Raw genomic sequence first — 24,190 nt, 5'->3', positions numbered from 1 at the left:
AAAAACCTTTGCGCCACGTGGCGGCCGGCCCGGCCTCCGGGCCCAGTTGCTGCGCCGCAAACCGATCGGCCAGATGATCAGCGAAGCCGGAAGCGGCGGGGGTGGCACCGGGCTGGTGCGCAGCTTCGGCGTCCTCCAGCTCACCATGATCAGCGTCGGCGCCACCCTGGGGACGGGCATCCTGGTGATCCTCGGGGAGTCCGTGCCGCTGGCCGGCCCGGCCATCTGGATCTCGTTCGTCATCGCGGGCCTGGCCGCCCTGCTCTCCGCCGTCTCCTACGCCGAAATGGCGGGGCTGGTGCCCGTGGCCGGCTCGAGCTACTCCTACTCCTACGCCACCATGGGCGAGGGTATGGCCTGGATCTGCGGCTGGTGCCTGGTCCTTGAATACGCGGTCTCCGTGGCAGCAGTGGCCGTGGGCGCCGGGCAATATGTCAACGAGGCCCTGGCCGCGTTCGGTCAGGTCCTGCCCGACGCCATGTCCCAGCCCCCGGGCGACGGCGGAGTGGTGAACATTCCCGCCGTGGCCATCGTGGTGCTGGCCATGGTCCTGCTGGTCCGCGGTGCACGGGAAAGCGCCTGGATCAACACCGCCATCGTCATCATCAAGGTGGGCATCCTGTTGTTCTTCTGCGCCGTTGCCTTTACCGCCTTCAACGCCGGGAACTTCGAGCCGCTGATGCCCATGGGCGCCGCCGGCGTCTCAGCCGCAGCTTCCAGGGTCTTCTTCTCCTACATCGGGTTCGATGCCGCCTCCACCGCCGGTGAAGAAGCCAGGAACCCCAAACGCGACCTTCCCCGCGCCATCCTGCTGTCCATGGTGATCGTCACCAGCATCTACGTCCTGGTGGCCGTCGCCGCCATCGGCGCCCGGCCCTGGGGCTGGTTCGACGGCACCGAGGCCGCCCTGGTCCAGATCCTGGAGGAGACCACCAACCAGCCCTGGATCGCCCTGCTCTTTTCCGTTGGTGCCGTTTTGGCCATCGCCAGCATCGTTCTTACCGTCCTGTACGGGCAGACCCGCATCCTGCTGTCCATGTCGCGGGACGGGCTGGTGCCCCAGGTCTTCGGGCGCGTCTCTCCCCGCACCGGCACCCCGGCCGCCGGCACCCTCATCGTGGGCACCGCCGTCGCCCTCACCGCAGGGCTGGTGCCGCTGGGCGCCCTGGCCGACGCCACCAGCATCGGCACCCTGTTCGCCTTCGCGTTGGTCAACGTGGCCGTCATCTACCTGCGCCGCCACCGCCCCGACCTGAAGCGGAGCTTCCGCGTGCCGCTTTACCCACTGACCCCCGTGCTGGGCACGCTGATGTGCGCCTACCTCATGGCCAACCTCGGAGCCGATACCTGGCTGGTCTTCGGCGCCTGGATGCTCGTGGGCATCGCCATCTACTTCGGCTATGGACGCCGGAACTCGAAGGTAGCGGCACTCAGCGAGCTCGACTACCGTGAACTGACCGCCAAGGCCCCGCGCCAGGAACCTGTGAAAGCAGCACACTCATGACCATCGCCACCGAACTGCCCGCCTTCGACCCCTCCAGCACGTCCACGCCTCCGGCCGACGCGGCCGGACGCGGCGCTGCGGGGCAGGCAGCACCCATCACCATGCTGAACCCCGACTTTCCGTTCAGCTACGACCACTACCTGGCCCACCCGGACGGCCTGGGCTCGGTCCCGCCGGAACTGTACGGCACCGAAGTGGCCGTCATAGGCGCCGGGCTGTCCGGCCTGGTGACCGCCTACGAACTGATGAAACTTGGGCTCCGGCCCGTTGTCTACGAAGCAGACCAGATCGGTGGCCGGCTCCGGACAGCCGCCTTCCCCGCCGCCCCCGGCGTGGTGGCGGACCTGGGCGGCATGCGGTTCCCGGTTTCCGGCAAGGCCTTCTACCACTACGTGGACCTGCTGGGCCTGGAGACGCAGGACTTCCCCAACCCCCTTGCTGAGGCCACCTCCAGCACGGTGATTGAGCTGGCCGGCAAGAAGTACTACGCGGAAAAGTCCGGCGATCTGCCGCCGTTCTTCCGTGAGGTGGCTGACGCCTGGAAGGCCGCGGTCAACGACGGCGCCAAGTTCGTGGAGATGCAGGAGGCCATCAAGGCGCGGGACATGGCGCGCATCAAGGAACTGTGGAACGAACTGCTCCCGCTGATGGACGAGCAGACCTTCTACGGCTTCATCGCTGCCAGCGACTCCTTTAAGAAGGCAGGGTTCGCCCACCGGGAAGCCTTCGGCCAGGTGGGCTTCGGAACCGGCGGCTGGGACACGGACTTTCCCAACTCCATCCTGGAAATCCTCCGCGTGGTCTACACCGACGCGGACGACCAGCACCGGCTCATCCGCGGGGGAGCGCAGCGGCTGCCCGAGGCACTGTGGCAGCACGCGCCGTTGGACCTGGCGCACTGGCCTGCCGGCACCTCCCTGGCCTCGTTGCACTCGGGCTCGCCCCGCGGCGCCGTGGGGAAAATCAGCCGGGACCCGGACGGCAACCTGCGGGTCCGGGAACGCTGGGGCCGCGAGGCCAGCTACCCGGCCGTGGTCACCACCTGCCAGTCATGGCTGCTGTCCACCAGGATCCACACCGAAGAGGCACTCTTTCCGGCCGAGCTGTGGACCGCCATGGAGAAATCGCATTACATGCAGTCCTCCAAGACGTTCGTCATGGTGGACCGGCCGTTTTGGAAGGACATCGATCCCGAAACCGGCAACGAGGTCCTGTCCATGACCCTGACGGACCGGCTTAACCGCGCCACGTACCTGCTGGACAACGGCCCGGACCAGCCGGCCGTGATCCTGCTCTCCTACACCTGGAACGACGACGCCCTGAAGTGGCTGGCACTGGATGCCGACGAGCGGGTGGAGCTGATGCTGCACTCGCTCGAGCAGATCTATCCGGGGGTGGACATCGCCGGGCACATCGTGGGCCAGCCCATTACCGTGTCCTGGGAGGCGGACCCCAACTTCATGGGCGCCTTCAAGGCCAACCTGCCCGGGCACTACCGCTACCAGCAGCGGCTGTTCACGCACTTCAAGCAGGACAAGCTGCCGGAATCCCAGCGCGGCATCTTCCTGGCTGGCGACGACGTCTCCTTCACCGCCGGCTGGGCCGAGGGCGCCGTCACCACCGGGCTGAACGCGGTCTGGGGTGTGGTGAAACACCTGGGCGGCTCATCCGCGCCGGGCAACCCGGGACCGGGTGACCTACTGGAGGAGTTCGGCCCGATCAGCCTGGACTAGCCAGCGTGGAGCTCGCGGTGTTTCGCCGCGAGTTCCACGTAGCGCGTCGCATTGGCGCGGACGCCGTCGAACTCTTCATCGGTGAGTTCGCGGCGCACCTTGGCGGGTACGCCCGCCACCAGTGAGCGGGGCGGGACCACCGTTCCTTCGAGGACCACGGCGCCGGCCGCCACCAGCGAGCCGGCGCCGATCACTGCGCCGTTCAGGACGGTGGCGCCCATGCCGATCAGGCAGTCGTCCTCCACGGTACAGCCATGCACGACGGCGGCGTGCCCCACACTGACGCGTTCGCCCACCGTGCAGGGGAAGCCGGGGTCGGCGTGCAGCACCACGTTGTCCTGCAGGTTGCTGCCGGCGCCGACGGCGATGGGCGCCGTGTCGGCGCGGACGGAGACACCGTAGAAGGCGCTGGAGTCAGGGCCCAGGGTGGCATTGCCGATGATGGAAGCCGATGGGGCCACGAACGCTGTTTCATGGACGGCCGGGGCGTTGCCGGCGAAAGGGTAGAGAGGAGCCATGGCTTCACCCTAAGGCACCCCTGCCGGCCGGGGCTTCCGTGTCCTTTGCGACTGCCGCCGCCAGGGGGGGGCTGCCTAGTTGAAGACCACCGTCCGGTTGCCGTCCAGCAGCACCCGGTGCTCGGCGTGCCACTGCACGGCCTGGACCAGCGTGCGGCCCTCCACGTCGCGGCCCATCTGGACAAACTGCTCGGCGGTGCGGGCGTGGTCCACCCGGATGACTTCCTGCTCGATGATCGGCCCCTCGTCCAGGGCGGCGGTGACGTAGTGGGCGGTGGCGCCGATCAGCTTCACGCCGCGCGCATGCGCCTGGTGGTACGGCTTGGCGCCCTTGAAGGAGGGCAGGAACGAGTGGTGGATGTTGATGGCCTTGCCCGTGAGGTCGGTGCAGAGTTCATCGGACAGGATCTGCATGTACCGGGCAAGGACCGTCAGCTCAATGTCGTGCTCGGCGATGAGGGCGCGCAGCTTGTCCTCCGCCTCCACCTTGGTGTCCTTGGTCACCGGAATGTAGTGGAACGGGATGCCGTAGAACTCTGCCAGACCGGCCAGGTCCTGGTGGTTGGAGACGATGGCCGGGATTTCAATGGGCAGCGTGCCGGAGCGCTGCTGGAAAAGCAGGTCATTAAGGCAGTGGGCCGAGGTGCTGCACATCACCAGGGTGCGGACCTTGTCGCCAACGGTGTTGAGGCTCCACTGCATGGAGAAGGCATCGGCCACCGGCTCAAGCGCGGCCCGCAGCTCCGACTTGGGGGCAGCCGTGGTCACCTCCACCCGCATGAAGAAGTTCCCGGTTGATGGGCTGCCGTACTGCTGCGAATCCGTAATGTTGCACCCCGCCACCAGCAGGGCTCCGGCCACGGCGTGGACAATTCCGGGGCGGTCCGGGCAGGACAGGGTTACTACATACGCTTGGTTCAGCAGCTGTTCATTCACGCGTAATAGCCTACCCGCGCCGGGGGCGCCGGTTTTGGTAGGCTGGAACGGTCGCAACTGGCGTTGGGTGGCTAACCACCAGGGAGCGGCAATCACGAAGACCACGGATCGTACGCCTGGGCCGAGGGTCATGTTTTGCCGGAAATTGGGGCTGCGCCCGCGTCAGGACTGCAGCACCATGCCGAGCTTTCACGCCCTGTCATCAACACGGTGCGGAAGCGCGCCAGCCGGTAGCCTGACCTAAGCAGTGCCCGTATCCCTAGCCAGGAGTTCTTCGTGACTACTACAGCCACCTCAACCACAGCCGTCAGCAACCAGCCGCTGGCTGAGCTCGACCCCGAAATCGCCAAAGTCCTCGAGCAGGAGCTTGGCCGCCAGCGCGGCACCCTGGAAATGATCGCCTCCGAGAACTTCGCGCCCCGCGCCGTGATGGAGGCCCAGGGCTCAGTCCTCACCAACAAGTACGCCGAGGGCTACCCGGGCCGCCGCTACTACGGCGGCTGCGAATACGTTGACGTTGCAGAGCAGCTGGCCATCGACCGGGTCAAGGCACTTTTCGGCGCCGAGTTCGCCAACGTCCAGCCGCACTCCGGGGCGCAGGCCAACGCTGCCGCCCTCTCCGCCATGATCACCCCCGGCGACAAGATCCTGGGCCTGTCCCTGGCCCACGGCGGCCACCTCACCCACGGCATGAAGCTGAACTTCTCCGGCAAGCTCTACGAAGTTGCCGCCTACCAGGTGGAGGAAGACACCTTCCGGGTGGACATGGACAAGCTCCGCGAGCAGGCCATCAGGGAAAAGCCCCAGGTGATCATCGCCGGCTGGTCCGCCTACCCGCGCCACCTGGACTTCGCCGCCTTCCGCTCCATCGCCGATGAGGTGGGTGCGCTGCTCTGGACCGACATGGCACACTTCGCCGGCCTCGTGGCTGCAGGCCTGCACCCCAGCCCGGTGCCGCACTCCGACGTCGTCACCTCCACCGTGCACAAGACCCTGGCCGGTCCCCGCTCCGGTGTGATTCTGGCCAAGGAACAGTACGGCAAGAAGCTGAACTCCAACGTCTTCCCCGGCCAGCAGGGCGGCCCGCTGATGCACGTGATCGCCGCCAAGGCCGTGGCCTTCAAGATCGCCGGCACCCAGGAATTCAAGGAGCGCCAGGAGCGCGTCCTTGAAGGGGCCAGGATCATCGCCGACCGCCTGAACCAGGCCGACGTCGCCCAGGCCGGCGTCTCCGTCCTCACCGGCGGCACGGATGTCCACCTGGTGCTCGTCGACCTGCGCAACTCGCAGCTTGACGGCCAGCAGGCCGAGGACCTCCTGCACTCCGTGGGCATCACCGTCAACCGCAACGCCGTGCCGTTCGACCCCCGCCCGCCGATGGTCACCTCCGGCCTGCGGATCGGCACCCCGGCCCTGGCCACCCGCGGCTTCGGCGCCACCGAGTTCACCGAGGTCGCCGAGATCATCGCCACCGCGCTCAAGGCAGGCAACAGCGCCGACGTCGAGGCCCTGCAGGCACGCGTGGACAAGCTGGCGGCAGACTTCCCGCTCTACCCGCAGCACGAGCAGTGGTGACCAATGACTGAAACCACAACCGCACAGATCCTTGACGGCAAGGCCACCGCCGCTGCCATCAAGGCCGAGCTGACCGAACGCGTGGCCGCACTCAAGGCCAAGGGCGTTACCCCCGGCATCGCCACTGTGCTGGTGGGCGCCGACCCCGCCTCGCAGCTGTACGTCTCCATGAAGCACAAGCAGTCCGTGCAGATCGGGATGAACTCCATCCAGCGCGAGCTTCCGGCCGACGCCACCCAGGAACAGGTGGAGGCCCTCATTGACGAACTCAATGCGGACCCCGCCTGCCACGGCTACATCGTGCAGTTGCCGCTGCCCAAGCACCTGGACACTGACGCCATCCTGGAGCGGATTGATCCCGCCAAGGACGCCGACGGCCTGCACCCCACCAACCTGGGCCGGCTGGTGCTGAACGTCAACAACAAGATCACCACGCCGCTGCCGTGCACCCCGCGCGGTGTCATCGAGCTCCTGCAGCGCAACGGGTACAGCCTCGCCGGCAAGCACGTTGTGGTGGTGGGCCGCGGCGTCACCATCGGCCGCTCGATCGGCCTGCTGCTCACGCGGCGGGACGTCAACGCCACCGTGACCCTGACCCACACGGGCACCACGAACCTGTCCGAACTGCTGAAGCAGGCGGACGTGATCGTGGGTGCGGCAGGCGTGAAGCACATCGTCAAGGCGTCGGACGTGAAGCCGGGGGCAGCCCTGCTGGACGTCGGCGTCACCCGGGAGACGGACCCCGAAACCGGCAAGAGCCGCGTCTACGGTGACATTGATCCGGCTGCCGCCGAGGTAGCAGGCTGGATCTCGCCGAACCCCGGCGGCGTGGGCCCCATGACGGTGGCCCTCCTGATGACCAACGTGGTGGAGGCCGCGGAACGCGCTGCAGGCATCGGCCAGTAGGCACCGCGCGGTAGTCCCGCCAGGAAGAAGTACGACGGCGGCACGGCACCTTTCCCCGGAAAGGCGCCGTGCCGCCGTCGGACGTTAATAACGAAACTGCAAGCGTCCTTCCACATGCGCCGCGCCTCCACTAGTCTGCACAGGTGCACAACCACGCCCTGAGGCCTGCCGGCACACTGACCACGGGCCCGCCTTCCGGCACCGTCATCTCCGCTGAAAACCTGACCAAGACCTATGGCGATGTCGCCGCCGTCGACGGCATCTCGTTCGCCGTGCCCGCGGGGGAGTCCTTCGGGCTGCTCGGGCCCAACGGCGCGGGCAAATCCACCACCATGAAGATGATCGGCGGCGTCACCCGGCGCTCCGCGGGGCAGCTCAACATCATGGGACTGGACCCGGACACACACGGCCCGGAGGTGCGCGCGCACCTGGGCGTAGTGCCGCAGCAGGACAACCTGGACGAGGAACTGCGCGTCCGCGACAACCTCCTTGTCTACGGCCGCTACTTCGGCCTGCCCATGAGCTACCTCAAGCCCAAAGCGGACGAACTGCTGGAGTTCGCCCAGCTGACGGACAAGGCAAAATCCCGGGTGGATGCGCTCTCCGGCGGCATGAAGCGCCGCCTCACCATTGCCCGGTCCCTCATCAACGAACCGCGGATCCTGCTGCTGGACGAACCCACCACCGGGCTGGACCCGCAGGCCCGCCACATCCTCTGGGACCGGCTGTTCCGGCTGAAGGAACAGGGCGTCACCCTGATTCTCACCACCCACTACATGGATGAAGCGGAGCAGCTCTGCGACCGGCTGATCGTGGTGGACAAGGGGCGCATCATGGCCGAGGGATCGCCCGCGCAGCTGATCCGTGAGCACTCCACCCGCGAAGTGGTGGAGCTGCGGTTCGGTTCGGAACGCAACGCCACCATCGGGGCGCAGCTGGAAGGCATCGGGGAACGCCTTGAGGTGCTGCCGGACCGGGTGCTGATGTACGCGCACGACGGCGAGTCGGCCCTGGAGCAGGTATCGGCCCGCGGCCTGAGGCCGCTGACATCGCTGGTGCGCAGGTCCTCGCTGGAGGACGTGTTCCTGCGGCTCACCGGGCGGAGCCTCGTTGACTGAATCACTGGACGGGGTTGGCTTGAGCCCCCGCCTGCGCGCTCATTCACCGGAGGTCTCGGCCGCCAAGGCGCGGCGCTGGGGTGCTTTTTACTACGCCGAGCAGGTGCTCCGCGTCATGAAGGGGTACACCTGGTCCATCGTGATGTACAGCGTGGGCCAGCCAGTGGCATACCTGTTTGCCATGGGCGTGGGCCTGGCCACCCTGGTGGACACCGGCAACGCGGCCTTCGGCGGCGTCTCCTACCTGGCCTTCATCGCCCCTGCACTGCTGGTGTCCGCCGCCGTGATGACGGCCGCGAATGAGTTCACGTTTCCCATCATGGACGGCTTCAAGTGGCGGCGAATCTACTTTGGCCCCCACGCCTCGCCGCTGACACCGCAGCAGATCGCCGCCGGCCAGATCATTGCCGTGACGCTGCGCCTGCTGCTGCAGTCAGGCATCTACTTCGCCGCCGTGGCATTGTTTGGTGCGTCGCCGTCGGGCTGGGGCTGGGCGGGCATCCTGGTGGCCACCCTGACGGGGCTGGCCTTTGGGCTGCCGCTGATGGCCTACTCAGCCTCCATCACCGAGGACAAGGGCCAGTTCGCGCTGGTGATGAGGTTCATCGTGATGCCGCTGTTCCTGTTCTCCGGCACGTTCTTTCCACTGGACAACCTGCCATTGGCCGTCCGCTGGATCGGGTGGATCTCACCCATCTGGCACGGCACGGAACTGGGCCGGGTGTTCAGCTTCGGATACCGGGAGCCGCCGCTCCTCACGGTTCTCCACGTTGCCGTGCTCGCGGCGCTGGCTGCCCTGGGGTGGGTGCTGACGCGGCGCCGCTTTGCCCTGAGGCTGGGCCAGTGAGCGCCCCCGCACAGGCCCGCCGCCGGACGTTCGGGCCGCTGTACTCCCGTAACGCCAGGGCCGTGATCTCCCGGGGGCTTATGGCCACGCGGAGCACCAACTGGCTGGTGATGGTGTCCGGGTTCTTCGAGCCCGTCCTGTTCCTCATCTCCATGGGCGTGGGCCTCGGGGCGATCGTTGGCGACGTCCAGGGGCCTGACGGCACGCACATCAGCTACGCCGCCTACATCGCGCCCGCACTGCTGGCTGTCTCGGCCATGAACGGTGCGGTGTACGACTCCACGTGGAACGTCTTCTTCAAGATGAACTTCGCCAAGCTGTACCAGGGCATGCTCTACACGTCGCTGGGCCCGCTGGATGTCGCGTTGGGGGAGATCTTCCTGGCCCTGCTGCGGGGAATGCTTTACGCCACCGGGTTCACGGCGGTCATGGGTGTGATGGGGCTGATCACCACGCCATGGGCGCTGCTGATGATTCCGGCATCCGTGCTCATTGCCTTCGGATTCGCCAGCCTGGGCATGGGCATCACCAGCTTCCTCAAGACCTTCCAGCAGATGGACTGGATCAACTTCATCCTGCTGCCCATGTTCCTGTTCAGCGCCACCTTCTACCCCCTAAGCGTTTACCCGCAGCCCATCCAGTGGTTCATCCAAGCCATGCCGCTGTGGCACGGGGTGGAGCTGCTGCGGCAGATCAGTGTGGGGAGCTTTACCGCCGCCACGCCGCTGCACGTTGGCTACTACCTGGTGATGACCGCCGTCGGGATGCTGCTGACCACCCTGCGCCTGCGGAGCCTGTTCCTGAAGTAGTTAGGGAAGTCTGCGTGGCCAAGGGTGTTCGCCGGGGGTGGAAGGCGGCGGAAGCACACTCTTGCGTTTGAGACAATAGCTGCATGCGAACTTTGGGCAGCTCCTCGTCATCCTCCAAACCCGCCCGGGGCGGTTTTTCGATGTTCCGGATCAGCGGACCGGGGTTGATGGTCCTGGTGACGGCTTTCGTTGTGGCGGTTATTTTCGCGGCAAACCAGAACGACGTCGTGGGCTGGGTTGTGGCCATCATCGCCGGCTTCTGGCTTGCGCTGGCGGCGTTCGTGGTCTTCAGCATCCAACGGGCCGCCAAGAGGGCCGGGGCGAAGCTGTCCGAGGCCCAGAGTGCCTTCCAGACGGCAACCGGACGCGGCCCGGCCCACGTGTCCGCCGACCAGGGTGGGACGCAGGTGATCTACGAACGCACCGAGGCTGACGAGGTGCGCGACCTGAAGCTGGACCATTCGTTCAAGATCGTCCAGGTACAGATCCGTGTGGTGGAGGAGGAGCGCGCCAAGGGCGACGCTGCGGACCACGACACCATCAACCGCGCCCTCGAGACCATCCAGATCACAGCCACCAACGCCCGGGACATGATCAAGTCCTCCGGGGGCAGCGGGGAGCCGGTGACCGGAACCATCATCGACTAGAGTGGAGCGGGTGAGCTCGGCATTGAACAAGGACCACCTTCGCATCGCATCCGTGAACGTCAACGGCCTCCGGGCTGCCTACAAAAACGGCATGGCGGCGTGGCTGGAGCCGCGCGAAGTGGACATTCTTTGCCTGCAGGAAGTGCGCGCCCCTGACGCCATCGTCCGGGAGCTGCTTGGGGATGGCTGGCATATCCTGCACGCCGAAGCTGAAGCGAAAGGCCGTGCCGGCGTCGCCATCGCATCCCGGCAGGAACCGCTGGAAACCCGGAACGGCATTGGCGACGACTACTTCGCCACCGCCGGGCGCTGGGTGGAAGCCGATTTCCGCGTCCCTGACGCTGCTGGAAATCCCGTCCAGCTCACCGTTGCCAGTGCCTACGTGCACTCCGGTGAAGTGGGAACTCCCAAGCAGGATGACAAGTACCGCTTCCTGGACGCCATGCACACCCGGCTTCCGGAGCTGACCAAGCACAGCGACCACGCGCTGGTTGTGGGGGACCTGAACGTTGCCCACACGCCACGGGACATCCGGAACTCCAAGGGCAACCTCAAAAAGGCGGGGCACCTGCCTGAGGAACGCGCCTACTTCGACCGCTTCTTCGGGGAGGAAATCGGCTGGCATGACGTCCACCGGAACCTTGCCGGCGACGTCGACGGGCCGTACACCTGGTGGTCCTGGCGCGGCAAGGCGTTCGACAACGACACCGGCTGGCGCATCGACTACCACATGGCCACCCCCGGGCTGGCCGCGTCCGCCATTTCGGCTGTTGTAGACCGTGCAGCCACCTGGGACACCCGCTTCTCCGACCACGCCCCGCTGGTAGTGGACTACCAGCTCTAAGCCCGAAAGTTTTTCCATGACCACCCAGACTTCCTCCACCGACAAGAAGCGCATTCTTTCCGGCGCCAAGCCCACCGCCGATTCCCTGCACCTGGGCAACTACATCGGAGCCGTGCGCAACTGGGTGGACATGCAGGCGGAGTACGACGCCGTCTTCTTCATCCCGGACCTGCATGCGATCACCGTGGACTTCGACCCCGCCGAACTGGCAAAGCGCACCCGCATCGTGGCGGCCCAGTACATTGCCGCCGGGATCGATCCGGACAAGAGCATCTTCTTCGTCCAGTCCCACGTTCCCGAGCACGCACAGCTCGCCTGGGCGCTGAACTGCATCACCGGCTTCGGCGAGGCCTCCCGCATGACGCAGTTCAAGGACAAGACCCAGAAGTCCGGGGCGGACTCCGCCACCCTGGGCCTTTTTGCCTACCCCACACTGATGGCCGCGGACATCCTGCTGTACCAGAGCGACCTGGTGCCGGTGGGCGAGGACCAGCGCCAGCACCTGGAACTGACCCGGAACCTGGCGCAGCGGTTCAACACCAGGTTCGGCCACACGTTCACCGTTCCCGAGGCCACGATCGTCAAGGAAAGCGCCAAGATCTACGATCTCCAGAAGCCCAGCGCAAAGATGTCCAAGACGGGGGAGTCCCCCAACGGTGCCATCCAACTGCTGGAGGATCCCAAGATTGCGGCCAAGCGCATCAAGTCGGCCGTGACCGACGCCGGAACGGACATCCGCTTCGATCCTGAGGAGAAGCCCGGGGTGTCCAACCTGCTGACCATCTACTCCTCCCTGACGGGCAAGTCCGTGGCGGACCTCGAAGCCGAGTACCAGGGGAAGATGTACGGCCACCTCAAAGTGGACCTCGCCGAGGTGGTGGTGGACTTCATCACCCCGCTCCGCAACCGGACCAATGAGCTGATGGCCGACCCCGCAGAACTTGACCGGCTGCTGGCCCTTGGCGCGGAACGGGCCAGGGAGATCGCCTCGGTCACGCTGGGCCAGGTGTACCAGCGCATGGGTTTCCTGCCGTCCCTCAGCCTCGCAGGAGTCCGCTAGCGCCATGTCTTCGAGAAACGTCACCGCCAGGGGAGGTGCCTGCTCCGCCGGCCAGGTGGAGCAGACCCTGGCCGACCGGTTCGGAGACCAATCCGGCAGGAGTGCCGCTGCGGAACATGAAGCACGGAGTGAAGAAATCAGTGTGGGCGTCATCCTGGGATTCCCACCCGAGATAGCAGGGGAACTGCAGCGCTGGCGGGCGTCCTTTGGCGACCCCATGGCCGATGTTGTGCCGGCGCACATCACGCTGGTGACCACCACCCCCACGCAGGACTGGGAAGCCACGCGCCGGCATGTCCGCGAAGTCGCCCGATGCCAGAGCCCCTTCATGGTCACCATCGCCGGGACCGGGACATTCCGCCCCGTTTCGCCCGTGGTCTTCATAAACGTTGAGGACGGGTTCGACGACTGCGTGGACCTGCACCGCAAGCTCCAGCAGGGCCCGCTCCACCGCGAGCTGCCTTTTGCCTACCATCCGCACGTCACCATCGCCCACGACGTCGCCCCGGAAAGCCTGGATGAGGCCGAAACGGTGCTGAAGAACTACAGGGCAACCTTCCCCGTGGTTAGCATGGGACTCTATGAGCACGATGCCGACGGCATCTGGCAGCTACGGGAAGAGCTGGACTTTGGGACCGAAACTGACAACGACGGCGGCACCCGCTTCACGGATGCTGCCGCGGACGCCCCAACCGAAGCAGGATAACCAGCAGCCGCTGCCTACCGAGCTCGACCGGCTGAAGCTGGCGGTTATCGAAAAACGGATTGAGTGGAACCGGGCGCGCCGGTCCGGAGGAAAGTTCGCAGCCCTGATGGCTCTGGGCCAGTGGTTTACCGCGCGCCTGAACGTCCTGCGGCCCATGAGGGCCTTCCGGCACTACAGCCTCCACTACGGGCCGTTGATGAGCGCCGGCATCGGCTTTAACATGTTCTTCTCCATCACAGGCCTGCTGGCCACCGGCTTTTCCATTGCCGGCCTGGTGTTGAGCGGCCAACCCGCCCTGCTGGACACCATCATCGGCAGCGTGGCCAGAAGCGCCCCAGGCCTCCTTAAAATCAATGGCGGCCAAGGCCTTGTGGACCCCAAGGACCTGCTGGACCCCAGCGGGCTTGGCTGGACCGCGGTGATCGGTGCCGTCGTCACCGTGGTCACCTCGCTGGGCTGGATCAACGGCCTGCGCGATGGACTCCGCGGTGTGCTGCAGCTGCCGCCGCTGATGGTCAATCCCATCCTGCTGAAGCTGCGCGACGCCGGAATCCTCCTGCTGCTGGGCGTGTCCCTGGTGATCAGCGCGGCTGCTTCACTGGTGTTCGGCACTGCGGCCGGGTGGGTTTCCAACTTCCTGCACCTCACCGACGCCTTGGCCGGGCCACTCACCACGTCCGTGAAGATCATTGTGCCGTTGGTCCTTAACTGGGTCACGGCGCTGATCATGTTCCGGCTGGCTGCGGGCCTGAAGCTGTCGCGCCGGGCTTTGCTGGAAAGCACCATCCTTGCTGCGCTGGGCACCACCATCCTGCAGATCTTCAGCACCGAGCTGCTGGGCGGTGCCAGCCGAAACCCCCTCCTGGCCTCCTTTGCCGTCATCATCGGGCTTTTGATCTGGTTCAACCTGGTCAGCCAGGTCTACCTCGTCTCGGCGGGGTGGGCGGCCGTACGCGAGGCGGACCTGGACTCCGGCGGCACTCCCCGCAAGGCCATCCTCGGTGCAAAGCGCGCCACGCCGCAGACGTGACACTGCCTGGCAAGCTGCACGCCCGGCGGGCCGGCAGCGTTGACCCTCAGGGCGCCGGCACCAGACCTTCCCACTTCACGGTCCAGCCGGACGGGAAACCGGGAGCATGGCGATCCGGACCCTGGTCCCACCCGGCGGCCATCAGCGCGGCGGCGGCAAGCAGACCGCCATTGCCCGGAAGGTACAGCGGCAGGGAATCCGTTTGGCGGTTGTGCCCGTTTGGCAGGACCGTGTTTTTGCCGGCGTCCTGCAGGAGCGCGTTTACGGCGGCTTCCGGATCGCCCAGCCGTGCGGCGGCCATGGCTATCACGGGATAGTCCCAGCCCCAGGTGCTGCCCCAGTCCCAGTCGGCCAGCACGTCGTCCAGGGTGGCCCGCATGATGTCTTCATCGATCAGGTCCGTCAGCGGGAGGACGCCGAGGGCGCAGAGCATGGAGGGATGGTCAGTCCGGATGGTGAACGGTTCCACGTCGATGGCTGCGTAGACACCCTTGACCACGCGCGGGCGCACCAGCCCGTCAGCAACCCTCTGCCAGGCCTGCATCGGTTCCAGTCCCAGCCGTTCCCGCCAGGCGGCGGCCGTCCGGAGGCCCCACTGCCAGTAGGCAAGTTCAAAGGTGGGATTCGTGACCTCTGCCCGCATGGATCCGTAGCTTTCCTGCGCCGGTATGAGCGGCGGGCCAAGTTCGAAACCCTGCGGCGTGGGGTGGGCGAAGCTGGCCATGAACGCCGCGGATTCGAACACGATGTCCGCGAACTCCTCAAGCACCTCCCGGCTGGGGCTGGCCCGATACACCAGTTCCGCCAAGTGGATGGGATGCGGTTGCTGCCAAATAAGGAACGTACCGATCGGGCTGGGGCTCTCCCGTCCATCCGGGCCTACCTGCTTTGGCCAGCGGGCGCCGTCGAACCCCTGTGCCCGCGCCGTCTGCCGGGACGTCTCCAGCACTGTTGAATACCAGCGCAGGGAGGGGAGGAGCAGCTCCACCCGGTCCCAGTGCGCAAAATGGGCAGCGTGCCACCAGTGCATCTCCAGGTGGAAGCGTCCCCGCCACGAGTTGCACACCAGGCCCGTTTCCTGCGGCGGCAGCGATCCGGAGCAGTTGACGGCGGTCAGGTACTGGGAGAGGACGATGCGTCGTTCCAGCTCCCTGGCCCTGGGGTCCGGCGTAGCGGCCAGTTCTATTGCACCTCCGGAGCGCCAGAACCTGGGCCAGTGCTCCGTTGACGCAGTCGCAACGTTGCTGCCGGGCTGGTTTTCGCCGGCAAGCGGAGGGGCGTCCGGGGAAAGCTCGACGCCGGGACGGGCCTTCCTGCCTGCGCCCACCTTGCCTGCCACCCGTGAAAGGCCGGCGCCGGCGCGGGGGATGCAGTCGCCGTCGCCTCCGGAAATGAATTCGATGGACAGGTCGATGACGTCCTGGCGCGGGAGGTCATCCCGGCGGATGCGTACTTGGTGCGGTCCCGACTGCTCCACCACCAGGCCCTGCCCCGTGACCACTACGTGGTACTGCGAGTTGTCCAGCTCGCGGTCCACCGTCCAGCTCGTGGCCCCCGGATGAAGCACTGCAGGCAGGGGTCCGTTGAGGGTTGTGGTGTGGGCGTCCGGCCGGCTCCAGTCCGCGGCGTTGTGCCACGCCTCAGATCCGTACGGGAAGTCGAGGGCGATGACCAGGCCGTCGCCGAGCGCAGGTGACTCCACGCGGATGCCGAGTTCGTCGCGGTGCGGATTGCAGGCCGTGGTGACCTGCACGGGGTGGCCGGCAACAGTGAAGGTGCTGGCGACAACACCCGACCACAAATCCAAGGTCTGGACGGTGTCGGAGAGCTCACCGGGGTTGATCGGCCGGCTGGCCCCGTCATGCAGAAGCTGGAAGCCGATGCGTCCCAGGTCCAAGCGGTGCGGATTGGCACGCAGCCATGTTTCCCCCACGGAGGTGCCCGTTTCGCGATCGTTCACGATGTCTCCCACCATGCCCACGTACGGCACCGGACCGCGCGGTGAATCGTAACGGACAGTGGAAGCTGCCAGCGTATAGCCTTCCCCGCCCGGCGCTGCATGCCAGCCCCACGTGGACTGGGTGCCCAGTAGGGTTCCCGGGGGGAGCGCATCCTCGCGCGGGCCTACAGGATACGCAGCTGGCAAGGTTTGAAGGCCAGTGAGGTCCATGGTGAAGGCGAACTCGCCGTTGCCTACCGATATAGGGCTCCGCGGATCAAGCTTCTGCTGCTGGACATTGTGGCGCTGGACCAGCACCTTCCTGTCGATAGGTTCTGGTGGCTGTTTTGCCTGGGCCATGGCCTGCGGCCGTACGGTGCTGCTGCGGCTGTGCACGGTGCACGCCCTCCTACGGGTTTTGTGTGGCTGACGCCGCGCTTTCTCCGAATGCACGGATGGCTGCCCTCTGTGCGAATAAGGGGCAGGGGCGCTAGAAAGCGGTTTCTGTGCTCCCATCTTTTACTGGCTTCCGCGGCGCCGTCAAGGCCTTCCGCGCACTGCCCTGCGCCGAAAGCTTTCGACGCGCGGGAAAGTCCAAAAAGCCCAATGCCCCCTCTATTGACGACCCCCAAAGCTATTGATACGTTTCACGAAACCGCTTTCCCGCCCCCTCCCAGTCAAGGAAGAAGCCTGCCCAATGTCGCGTCATGCTGCCCGAACAATCCGCCAATCCCTTGCCGTCCTGTCGGCCGCGGCCCTTTTGGCCGTGACCGCCGGCTGTTCCAGCCCGTCATCCAATAAGGCCGAGGACGGGCCGGTGGAAATCCGGTTCTCCTGGTGGGGCAATGCCGGGCGGGCAGACCTGACCAACAAGGCCATTGCGGAATTCGAGGCTGCCAACCCCAACATTAAGGTCAAGCCGGAATACGGCGACATCAGCGGCTACTTCGACAAACTCGCCACCCAAATGGCCGCCAACGACGCCCCGGACGTCATCACAATGGGCGGTGCCTACCCAGCGGAGTACGCCAACAGGGGCGCGCTGCTGGACCTGACCAAGGTGCAGGGCTCCCTGGACTTATCCAAGATCGACCAGGGCGCCCTGGAAAACGGCCAGGTCAAGGGCAAGCAGTACGGAGTCTCCACGGGTGCCAACGCCTTGGCGATCGTCGTGAATCCCGCGGTCTTCAAGGCGGCGGGCGTCCCCATGCCGGATGACAGCACATGGAGCTGGGATGACTTCGCCAGGATTGCCGGCGACATCACGGCCAAGAGCCCCAAGGGGACCTACGGAACGGCCACAGTCCTCACCCATGACTCTTTGGATGCCTTCGCCCGACAGCGCGGAGAATCGCTTTACACCCAGGACGGGCAGTTGGGACTAAGCAAGCAGACGGTGCAGGACTACTTTGACTACTCGCTGAAGCTCAGCGAATCCGGTGCTGCTCCGAGTGCGTCGGAGACGGTGGAAAAGCTCAACGTCAGCACGGAGCAGACCCTGATGGGCATGGGCAAGGCCGGGATGATGCTCACCTGGAGCAATTCGCTGACCGCCCTCAGCAAGGCCTCCGGCGCAGACCTGAAACTGCTCAAGCTGCCCGGCGAAAAGCCGACCCCGGGAATCTGGCTCCAGTCCTCGCAGTTCTACACGATCTCAGCCCGTAGCAAGCACACTGATGCCGCCGCAAAGCTTGTGAACTTCCTGGTCAACAACCCGGCCGCAGCCAAGATCATCCAGAGCGACAGGGGCATTCCCGGGAACTCTGAAATGCGCGCCGCCATCCAGGACCTGCTCACACCGCAAGGCAAGGTGGAAGCGGAGTACATCAACCAGATCGGAAAGATGGACTTCGCACCCACGTACATCGGCCCCACCGGTTCCACCGCCGTTTCGGAGATCACTGCCCGGATCAACACGGACGTGCTGTTCAAGCGGCTCACGCCTGAGAAGGCAGCCGAACAGTGGCTGAGCGAGAGCAAGGCGGCCATCGGCAAATAGGCCTCGGCCGCCCGGGGAGCCGGGTAGGGCGTCAGGCTGGCGCGGCGTCGAGGTACTGGTCAGCCCAGGCTGCGATGATGCGCGCGGCGCGGGCAGCCTGGCCCTTCCCCGTCAGCAGGTGGTCGCTGCCTTCAAGGGAGACAAAGTTCCGCGGGTGCCTGGCGGTCTGGAAGATGGTGCTGGCGTTCTCGATCCCCACGGTGTTGTCGGTGGGGGAGTGCAGCACCATCAGGGGCTTGTGCAGTTGCTTGATGCAGTCGGTCAGGTCCGCATTTTCCAGGTCCTCCACGAAGTGCCGGCGGATCTCCACCCGCTTGCCGCCCAGGTCCACTTCGGCGCTGCCCTCGCTGAGGATCCTGTCCAGTGCAGCGTCGAAGACGTGGGCCACGTGCTTGGGCGAGAAGGGGGCTCCTACTGTCGCCACGGCGTCGAGCTCCGGAATGTCCCGCGCGGCAGCAAGGACCGCCGCGCCGCCAAACGAGTGGCCCACCAGCAGGGAAATCTCCTTGCCCTCGCTGCGCATGAACTCTGCCGCCTTCACCGTATCGGCCACCTTGTGGCTGAACGACCCCTCGGACCATTCGCCCGCGGAGCCGCCCAGGCCCAGGTTGTCGAAGCGCAGCATCCCGATGCCGCTGTCCGCCAGCGCCTTGCACATGCGGGCCGCGGAGGGGCTGTCCTTGCCCAGGGTGAACCCGTGCGAGAAGACGCCCCAGCCCTTGACGGGACCTTCTGGGATGTCGATGATGCCGGACAGCAGCTCGCCTGTGGAGCCGGCGAACGTGACTTTTTCGGAGCGGGACAACGGAGACCCTTTCTGCGGGCGGACAGCTTGCTCTATCACTTTTGGTCCCTAAACCCCCGGCTTAGGGACCAAAAGTGATAGAGCATCCTGGGTGTATTTGTGTTGAAACGACGACGGCGCCGTCACCACACGTGGTGAGCGACGCCGTCGGCCGTTATAGCTGTTGTTGAACGTACTAGATCCTGCGGGCCAGGATGGCCTGCTTCACTTCAGCAATGGCCTGGGTGACCTGGATGCCGCGGGGGCATGCCTCCGAGCAGTTGAAGGTGGTGCGGCAGCGCCACACGCCTTCCTTGTCGTTGAGGATCTCCAGGCGCATGTCGCCGGCGTCATCACGGGAATCGAAGATGAAGCGGTGCGCGTTGACGATCGCTGCGGGGCCGAAGTACTGGCCATCGGTCCAGAACACCGGGCAGGAGGACGTGCACGCGGCGCACAGGATGCACTTGGTGGTGTCGTCGAAGCGCTCACGGTCCTCGGCGGACTGCAGGCGTTCCCGGGTGGGCTCGTGGCCCTTGTTGATCAGGAAGGGCATGACTTCGCGGTACGACTGGAAGAAGGGTTCCATGTCGACGATGAGGTCCTTCTCCACCGGCAGGCCCTTGATGGGTTCCACCGTGATGGGCTTGGACGTGTCCAGGTCCTTCAGCAGCGTCTTGCAGGCAAGGCGGTTGCGGCCGTTGATGCGCATGGCGTCGGAGCCGCACACGCCGTGGGCGCAGGAGCGGCGGAAGGACAGGGTGCCGTCCATCTCCCACTTCACCTTGTGCAGGGCGTCAAGGACACGGTCCGTGCCGTACATGGTCAGGTGGAAGTCATCCCAGGTGGCTTCCTCGGAAACCTCCGGGTTGTACCGGCGCACCCGCATGTGGACGTCGAACGTAGGGATTTCCCCGCCCCCGCCAACGCCGGCAGGAAGTTCAACCTTTGAGGCTGGCTCAGCGATTTCAGCGGTCATCTTAGTACTTCCTCACCATCGGCTCGTAGCGGGTAAAGACAACCGGCTTGGTGGCGAGGCGGATGCCGGCGATTGATTCCGCCGATCCGTCGGCCGGCGCGTGGTCGTCCTTGTACGCCATGGAGTGCTTCATGAATTTCTCGTCGTCACGCTCGGGGAAGTCCTCGCGGAAGTGTCCGCCGCGGGATTCCTCGCGGTGCAGGGCGGCCACGGTCATGACCTTGGCCAGTTCCAGCAGGAAGCCGAGCTCAACGGCCTCGAGCAGGTCCAGGTTGAAGCGCTTGCCCTTGTCCTGGACGTTGATGCGCTTGTACCGCTCCTCGAAGGAGGCGATGTCCCGCAGCACCTGGTTCAGGGTGTCCGCCGTGCGGAACACCTGCATGTTGGCGTCCATCGTGTCCTGCAGTTCCTTGCGGATCTGGGCCACCTTCTCATCGCCGGTGCCGTTGCGGGCAACGTCAAGCAGTTCGGTGGTGTAGGCCAGCGGGTTCTCCGGCAGTTCCACGAACTGTGCGGTCTTGGCGTACTCCGCAGCGGCGATGCCGGCGCGCTTGCCGAACACGTTGATGTCCAGCAGCGAATTGGTGCCCAGGCGGTTGGAGCCGTGGACGGACACGCAGGCCACTTCACCGGCGGCGTAGAGGCCGGGGATCACGGTGTCGTTGTCCTGCAGGACCTCGGTCTGGATGTTGGTGGGGATGCCGCCCATGGCGTAGTGCGCGGTGGGGAACACCGGCACCGGCTCCGTGTACGGTTCCACGCCCAGGTAGGTGCGGGCGAACTCGGTGATGTCCGGAAGCTTGGCATCGATGTGTGCCGGCTCCAGGTGGGTCAGGTCCAGGAGGACGTAGTCCTTGTTCGGGCCGCAGCCGCGGCCTTCGCGCACCTCGTTGGCCATGGAGCGGGCCACGATGTCACGCGGCGCCAGGTCCTTGATGGTGGGGGCGTAGCGCTCCATGAAGCGCTCACCCTCGGAGTTGCGGAGGATGGCACCTTCACCGCGGGCGGCCTCGGACAGGAGGATGCCCAGGCCCGCGAGGCCTGTCGGGTGGAACTGGAAGAACTCCATGTCCTCCAGCGGGATGCCACGGCGGAAGGCGATGCCCATACCGTCACCGGTCAGGGTGTGGGCGTTGGAGGTGGTCTTGAAGACCTTGCCCGCACCGCCGGAGGCGAACACCACGGACTTGGCCTGGAAGACGTGCAGTTCGCCGGACGCGAGGTCGTAGGAGACGACGCCGGCAACACGCTTCTGCTTGTACGGTGTGCCGTCTTCGCGGACAGCGTCCTCTTCAACGGTCAGCAGGTCCAGGACGTAGTACTCGTTGTAGAACTCAACGTTGTGCTTGACGCAGTTTTGGTACAGGGTCTGCAGGATCATGTGGCCGGTGCGGTCTGCGGCGTAGCAAGCGCGGCGGACAGGTGCCTTGCCGTGGTCGCGGGTGTGGCCACCGAAACGCCGCTGGTCGATCCGGCCTTCGGGCGTGCGGTTGAAGGGCAGGCCCATCTTTTCCAGGTCCAGCACTGCGTCGATGGCTTCCTTGGCCATGACCTCGGCTGCATCCTGGTCAACCAGGTAGTCGCCACCCTTGACGGTGTCGAACGTGTGCCATTCCCAGTTGTCTTCCTCGACGTTGGCAAGGGCAGCACACATGCCACCCTGTGCCGCACCCGTGTGCGAGCGGGTGGGGTAGAGCTTGGTCAGTACTGCTGTGCGGGCGCGCTGACCGGATTCGATCGCGGCGCGCATGCCAGCGCCACCGGCACCGACGATGACGACGTCGTACTTATGGACCTGCATACCAGACGCTCTTTCTCTCAAAATTCGCTATGAAACAACGGGGCGGCTTTGCCTGCTCCGCAAAACAGGGCCCGCGGGAAAGCCCGCGGGCCCGGGGTTGTGCCAGTGCTAGGCAGGGCAGAAACCGCCCGGAAGGGCAACGCCGTTCACCACGGGGCACGGGTTGAAGGTGAAGATCACCAGGGTGCCCAGGAGGATGATGACCACGGCTGCCGCGTAGAGCACGGTCTTCAGCCAGCGGCGGGTGGAGGTCTTCTCGGCGTAGTCGTTGATGATGGTCCGTACGCCGTTGGTGCCGTGGAGCATAGCCAGCCACAGCATGGCCAGGTCCCAGAACTGCCAGAACGGATCCGCCCACTTGCCGGCAACGAAGCCGAAGTCGATGGCGTGGATGCCTTCGCCCACCATGAGGTTCACGAACAGGTGGCCGAAGATGAGGACCACCAGCACCACGCCGGAGAGGCGCATGAACAGCCAGGCGATCATCTCGAAGTTGCCCTTGGAGCCGCCGCTGCGGCGGTACTGGGGGGCGATCCGCCCGCTGCGGGGGCTCTCGATGGTTGCAGTCATGGCTTAGTGACCTCCGAGGGCGAGGGACAGGTGGCGGATGGAGAAGGCAACCATGGTCACGACCCAGAGGGCCAGGACTGCCCACAGCATCTGCCGCTGGTACTTGGCGCCCTTCTTCCAGAAGTCGACCGCAATGATGCGCAGGCCGTTGAAGGCGTGGAAGACGATGGCGGCAACGAGGCCGGTCTCGCCCAGCGCCATCAGGGGGTTCTTGTAGGCGCCGATCACGGCGGTGTAGGCCTCCGGTGACACACGCACCAAGGAGGTGTCCAGGACGTGGACCAACAAGAAGAAAAAGATCACTACACCGGTAATGCGGTGTCCTACCCAGGACCACATGCCTTCACGGCCGCGGTACAAGGTGCCAGCTGGTTTTGTCGGCACTGATAAACCTCCCTGCAACACAGCGGCGCTGGCATGAGATCCATGCGGGGGGAACGCCTGCTGCGAGAGCACTCGTAGCTCAGGCCTAAATCTAGGCTCCGCTAACAGCTTATTCAATTTAGGCGTTTATTGGTGCCCAGTGCTGGTGCGGATTTTCGGGGGAAATGAGACCAACACCACACGCTTGCGGGCTTTTTGGGAAGCGGTGGGCGGGGGAGCGCGGCAAAATGCGGGACCATTGCGCAGCCACAGGAGCCGGATGCGGCCCTTCGGCTAAAGTAGCCGTGATGAGTACAGACAAAGTGACAAGCCCGGCATCACCCCTTGACCGCTTCATTGCGGTGATTCCGGCAGGCGGAGTGGGGACCCGCCTCTGGCCCCTGTCACGAGCAGCAGCTCCCAAGTTCCTTCACGATCTCACCGGTTCGGGCAGCACCTTGCTGCGCGCCACCTATGACCGGCTGCAGCCGCTGGCGGGCAGCCGGATGCTGGTGGTCACCGGCCAGGCCCACCGTGAAGCCGTATGCCGGCAGCTACCGGAAGTCCACGACGCCGACCTCGTCCTCGAGTCGGAGCCCAAGGACTCGGGCGCGGCCATCGGCCTTGCGGCGGCAATCCTGCATGAACGCGATCCCGACACCATCATGGGTTCGTTCGCTGCCGACCAGGTGATCAGCCCGGACCACCTGTTCCAGCAGGCCGTCCGCGAGGCAATCCACACGGCCGCCGCCGGCAAGATCGTGACCATTGGCATCAAGCCCACCCACCCGTCCACGGGTTTCGGCTACATCCGTTCCGGGAAGGCGCTGAACATCGAAGGCGCTCCCAGTGCCCATGATGTGGTGGAGTTCGTCGAGAAGCCGGACGAAGTGGTGGCCCAGCAGTACGTGGACAGCGGTGACTACGTATGGAACGCCGGCATGTTCGTGGCGCCCGTGTCCCTGATGCTCAAGCACCTCGAAGCCAACCAGCCGGAGCTGTTCCAGGGCCTGCAGGAAATCGCCCGTGCCTGGGACACCCCGCAGCGTGACGAGGTCACGGCGCGTATCTGGCCCACCCTGCCGAAGATCGCCATCGACTACGCAGTGGCCGAGCCCGCCGCCGAAGCCGGGGACGTCGCCGTCGTGCCTGGTACCTTCCGCTGGGACGACGTTGGCGACTTCGCCTCCGTAGGTCGGCTGAACAGTGCCAAGGAAGTGGACGACGTCACCGTCCTTGGCGAAGGTGCCCGCGTGTTCACCGAGAACTCAAGCGGCGTGGTGGTCACCGACACCAAGCGCGTCATCGCCCTGATCGGCATCCAGGACGTTGTCATCGTCGATACCCCCGACGCCCTGCTGGTGACCACCATGGCCAACTCGCAGCGGGTAAAGGCCGCCGTGGATGCCCTGAAGGCAAGCGGGGACACGGACGTCCTCTGACCTGGGAACCTGCCGGCGACTTCGGGCGCCGGCAGGTTCCGGATGTAATGCGGCGTCAGTGAATGGGTGCTTAAGCCCCT

22 protein-coding genes and 1 riboswitch are annotated in these 24,190 nt (G+C 65.6%); of the genes, 14 read left to right on the top strand and 8 right to left on the bottom strand.

The window, feature by feature from the left end; translation table 11 throughout:
- Positions 1-73: 73 nt before the first annotated feature.
- Together FBY30_RS00755 and FBY30_RS00750 are read left to right on the top strand one after the other, a co-directional pair.
- Entirely contained in the window at positions 74-1,504 is a 1,431-nt protein-coding gene (locus FBY30_RS00755; protein ID WP_235009527.1) for an amino acid permease, read from the top strand.
- Positions 1,501-3,237, top strand: coding sequence for a flavin monoamine oxidase family protein (locus FBY30_RS00750; protein ID WP_200830605.1), 1,737 nt, complete (start codon positions 1,501-1,503; stop codon positions 3,235-3,237). The genes FBY30_RS00755 and FBY30_RS00750 overlap by 4 nt, the downstream gene beginning before the upstream one ends.
- Here the strand turns inward: FBY30_RS00750 and FBY30_RS00745 are convergent.
- Positions 3,234-3,755, bottom strand: a complete 522-nt coding sequence (locus FBY30_RS00745; RefSeq protein WP_142130725.1) for a gamma carbonic anhydrase family protein — start codon at positions 3,753-3,755, stop codon at positions 3,234-3,236. The genes FBY30_RS00750 and FBY30_RS00745 overlap by 4 nt on opposite strands.
- A 75-nt stretch (positions 3,756-3,830) precedes the next feature.
- Positions 3,831-4,691 (bottom strand): formyltetrahydrofolate deformylase, encoded by an 861-nt coding sequence (gene purU / locus FBY30_RS00740; RefSeq protein ID WP_142130724.1) that lies wholly within the window; start codon positions 4,689-4,691, stop codon positions 3,831-3,833.
- A gap of 43 nt (positions 4,692-4,734) precedes the next feature.
- Positions 4,735-4,820: riboswitch (ZMP/ZTP riboswitch) on the top strand.
- Between the two features lie 147 nt (positions 4,821-4,967).
- Between purU and glyA the strand changes: the two genes are divergently transcribed.
- The 10 genes from glyA to FBY30_RS00690 all read left to right on the top strand — a co-directional run bounded on the left by glyA (position 4,968) and on the right by FBY30_RS00690 (position 14,233).
- Positions 4,968-6,266: a serine hydroxymethyltransferase gene (glyA, locus tag FBY30_RS00735; protein ID WP_142130723.1), complete on the top strand. Its 1,299-nt coding sequence runs from the start codon at positions 4,968-4,970 to the stop codon at positions 6,264-6,266.
- A gap of 3 nt (positions 6,267-6,269) precedes the next feature.
- Positions 6,270-7,172: a bifunctional methylenetetrahydrofolate dehydrogenase/methenyltetrahydrofolate cyclohydrolase gene (locus FBY30_RS00730; protein ID WP_142130722.1), complete on the top strand. Its 903-nt coding sequence runs from the start codon at positions 6,270-6,272 to the stop codon at positions 7,170-7,172.
- 143 nt (positions 7,173-7,315) lie between these two features.
- The gene (locus FBY30_RS00725) at positions 7,316-8,290 is read left to right on the top strand and encodes an ABC transporter ATP-binding protein (protein ID WP_142130721.1); all 975 of its coding nucleotides are present in this window, start codon (positions 7,316-7,318) and stop codon (positions 8,288-8,290) included.
- Positions 8,283-9,137, top strand: coding sequence for an ABC transporter permease (locus tag FBY30_RS00720; RefSeq protein WP_235009278.1), 855 nt, complete (start codon positions 8,283-8,285; stop codon positions 9,135-9,137). The genes FBY30_RS00725 and FBY30_RS00720 overlap by 8 nt, the downstream gene beginning before the upstream one ends.
- Positions 9,134-9,946: an ABC transporter permease gene (locus FBY30_RS00715; protein ID WP_142130720.1), complete on the top strand. Its 813-nt coding sequence runs from the start codon at positions 9,134-9,136 to the stop codon at positions 9,944-9,946. The genes FBY30_RS00720 and FBY30_RS00715 overlap by 4 nt, the downstream gene beginning before the upstream one ends.
- Positions 9,947-10,029: 83 nt before the next feature.
- A complete protein-coding gene (locus FBY30_RS00710) occupies positions 10,030-10,593 on the top strand; it encodes a hypothetical protein (RefSeq protein ID WP_142130719.1) in 564 nt (187 codons plus the stop codon).
- Between the two features lie 10 nt (positions 10,594-10,603).
- Positions 10,604-11,437: an exodeoxyribonuclease III gene (locus tag FBY30_RS00705; RefSeq protein WP_142130718.1), complete on the top strand. Its 834-nt coding sequence runs from the start codon at positions 10,604-10,606 to the stop codon at positions 11,435-11,437.
- A gap of 16 nt (positions 11,438-11,453) precedes the next feature.
- A complete protein-coding gene (trpS, locus tag FBY30_RS00700) occupies positions 11,454-12,497 on the top strand; it encodes a tryptophan--tRNA ligase (protein WP_142130717.1) in 1,044 nt (347 codons plus the stop codon).
- Between the two features lie 4 nt (positions 12,498-12,501).
- Complete coding sequence (locus FBY30_RS00695) at positions 12,502-13,203, top strand: 2'-5' RNA ligase family protein (RefSeq protein WP_235009277.1); 702 nt, start codon at positions 12,502-12,504, stop codon at positions 13,201-13,203.
- A gap of 58 nt (positions 13,204-13,261) precedes the next feature.
- Positions 13,262-14,233 carry a YihY/virulence factor BrkB family protein gene (locus tag FBY30_RS00690; RefSeq protein WP_235009526.1) on the top strand — a complete coding sequence of 324 codons (972 nt, stop codon included), beginning with the start codon at positions 13,262-13,264 and terminating at the stop codon, positions 14,231-14,233.
- 46 nt (positions 14,234-14,279) lie between these two features.
- Here FBY30_RS00690 and FBY30_RS00685 read toward each other — a convergent pair whose 3' ends face one another.
- Positions 14,280-16,568 (bottom strand): hypothetical protein, encoded by a 2,289-nt coding sequence (locus FBY30_RS00685; protein WP_142130715.1) that lies wholly within the window; start codon positions 16,566-16,568, stop codon positions 14,280-14,282.
- Positions 16,569-16,869: 301 nt separating this feature from the next.
- On the opposite strand from FBY30_RS00685, the gene FBY30_RS00680 reads away from it, so the two are divergent.
- Positions 16,870-18,171: an ABC transporter substrate-binding protein gene (locus FBY30_RS00680; RefSeq protein ID WP_142130714.1), complete on the top strand. Its 1,302-nt coding sequence runs from the start codon at positions 16,870-16,872 to the stop codon at positions 18,169-18,171.
- A 31-nt stretch (positions 18,172-18,202) separates the two neighbouring features.
- Here FBY30_RS00680 and FBY30_RS00675 read toward each other — a convergent pair whose 3' ends face one another.
- The 5 genes from FBY30_RS00675 to sdhC form a co-directional block, all read right to left on the bottom strand.
- The gene (locus FBY30_RS00675; protein WP_142130713.1) at positions 18,203-18,976 is read right to left on the bottom strand and encodes an alpha/beta hydrolase; all 774 of its coding nucleotides are present in this window, start codon (positions 18,974-18,976) and stop codon (positions 18,203-18,205) included.
- 175 nt (positions 18,977-19,151) lie between these two features.
- On the bottom strand, positions 19,152-19,934 hold the full coding sequence (locus tag FBY30_RS00670; protein ID WP_142130712.1) for a succinate dehydrogenase iron-sulfur subunit: 783 nt from the start codon (positions 19,932-19,934) through the stop codon (positions 19,152-19,154).
- Position 19,935: 1 nt separating this feature from the next.
- Positions 19,936-21,735, bottom strand: coding sequence for a succinate dehydrogenase flavoprotein subunit (gene sdhA / locus FBY30_RS00665; RefSeq protein WP_142130711.1), 1,800 nt, complete (start codon positions 21,733-21,735; stop codon positions 19,936-19,938).
- A gap of 108 nt (positions 21,736-21,843) precedes the next feature.
- Positions 21,844-22,305 carry a succinate dehydrogenase hydrophobic membrane anchor subunit gene (locus FBY30_RS00660; RefSeq protein ID WP_142130710.1) on the bottom strand — a complete coding sequence of 154 codons (462 nt, stop codon included), beginning with the start codon at positions 22,303-22,305 and terminating at the stop codon, positions 21,844-21,846.
- Between the two features lie 3 nt (positions 22,306-22,308).
- Positions 22,309-22,689 carry a succinate dehydrogenase, cytochrome b556 subunit gene (sdhC, locus tag FBY30_RS00655; protein WP_081620212.1) on the bottom strand — a complete coding sequence of 127 codons (381 nt, stop codon included), beginning with the start codon at positions 22,687-22,689 and terminating at the stop codon, positions 22,309-22,311.
- A gap of 287 nt (positions 22,690-22,976) precedes the next feature.
- Between sdhC and FBY30_RS00650 the strand changes: the two genes are divergently transcribed.
- The gene (locus tag FBY30_RS00650; protein WP_142130709.1) at positions 22,977-24,110 is read left to right on the top strand and encodes a mannose-1-phosphate guanylyltransferase; all 1,134 of its coding nucleotides are present in this window, start codon (positions 22,977-22,979) and stop codon (positions 24,108-24,110) included.
- Positions 24,111-24,190: the final 80 nt, after the last annotated feature.

This window comes from Arthrobacter sp. SLBN-83 (assembly GCF_006715285.1).
Lineage (GTDB): Bacteria > Actinomycetota > Actinomycetes > Actinomycetales > Micrococcaceae > Arthrobacter.
The sequence above is the reverse complement of the archived record's forward strand: the minus strand, read 5'-3'. Positions and strand labels throughout refer to the sequence as shown.

Bases quoted from the DNA above. Each gene is read 5' to 3' on its own strand.
- FBY30_RS00755 (WP_235009527.1), top strand. From the start codon at position 74: ATGATCAGCGAAGCCGGAAGCGGCGGGGGTGGCACCGGGCTGGTGCGC.
- FBY30_RS00750 (WP_200830605.1), top strand. From the start codon at position 1,501: ATGACCATCGCCACCGAACTGCCCGCCTTCGACCCCTCCAGCACGTCC.
- FBY30_RS00745 (WP_142130725.1), bottom strand. From the start codon at position 3,755: ATGGCTCCTCTCTACCCTTTCGCCGGCAACGCCCCGGCCGTCCATGAA.
- FBY30_RS00730 (WP_142130722.1), top strand. From the start codon at position 6,270: ATGACTGAAACCACAACCGCACAGATCCTTGACGGCAAGGCCACCGCC.
- FBY30_RS00710 (WP_142130719.1), top strand. From the start codon at position 10,030: ATGCGAACTTTGGGCAGCTCCTCGTCATCCTCCAAACCCGCCCGGGGC.
- trpS (WP_142130717.1), top strand. From the start codon at position 11,454: ATGACCACCCAGACTTCCTCCACCGACAAGAAGCGCATTCTTTCCGGC.
- FBY30_RS00695 (WP_235009277.1), top strand. From the start codon at position 12,502: ATGTCTTCGAGAAACGTCACCGCCAGGGGAGGTGCCTGCTCCGCCGGC.
- FBY30_RS00680 (WP_142130714.1), top strand. From the start codon at position 16,870: ATGTCGCGTCATGCTGCCCGAACAATCCGCCAATCCCTTGCCGTCCTG.
- FBY30_RS00670 (WP_142130712.1), bottom strand. From the start codon at position 19,934: ATGACCGCTGAAATCGCTGAGCCAGCCTCAAAGGTTGAACTTCCTGCC.
- sdhA (WP_142130711.1), bottom strand. From the start codon at position 21,735: ATGCAGGTCCATAAGTACGACGTCGTCATCGTCGGTGCCGGTGGCGCT.
- FBY30_RS00660 (WP_142130710.1), bottom strand. From the start codon at position 22,305: ATGACTGCAACCATCGAGAGCCCCCGCAGCGGGCGGATCGCCCCCCAG.
- FBY30_RS00650 (WP_142130709.1), top strand. From the start codon at position 22,977: ATGAGTACAGACAAAGTGACAAGCCCGGCATCACCCCTTGACCGCTTC.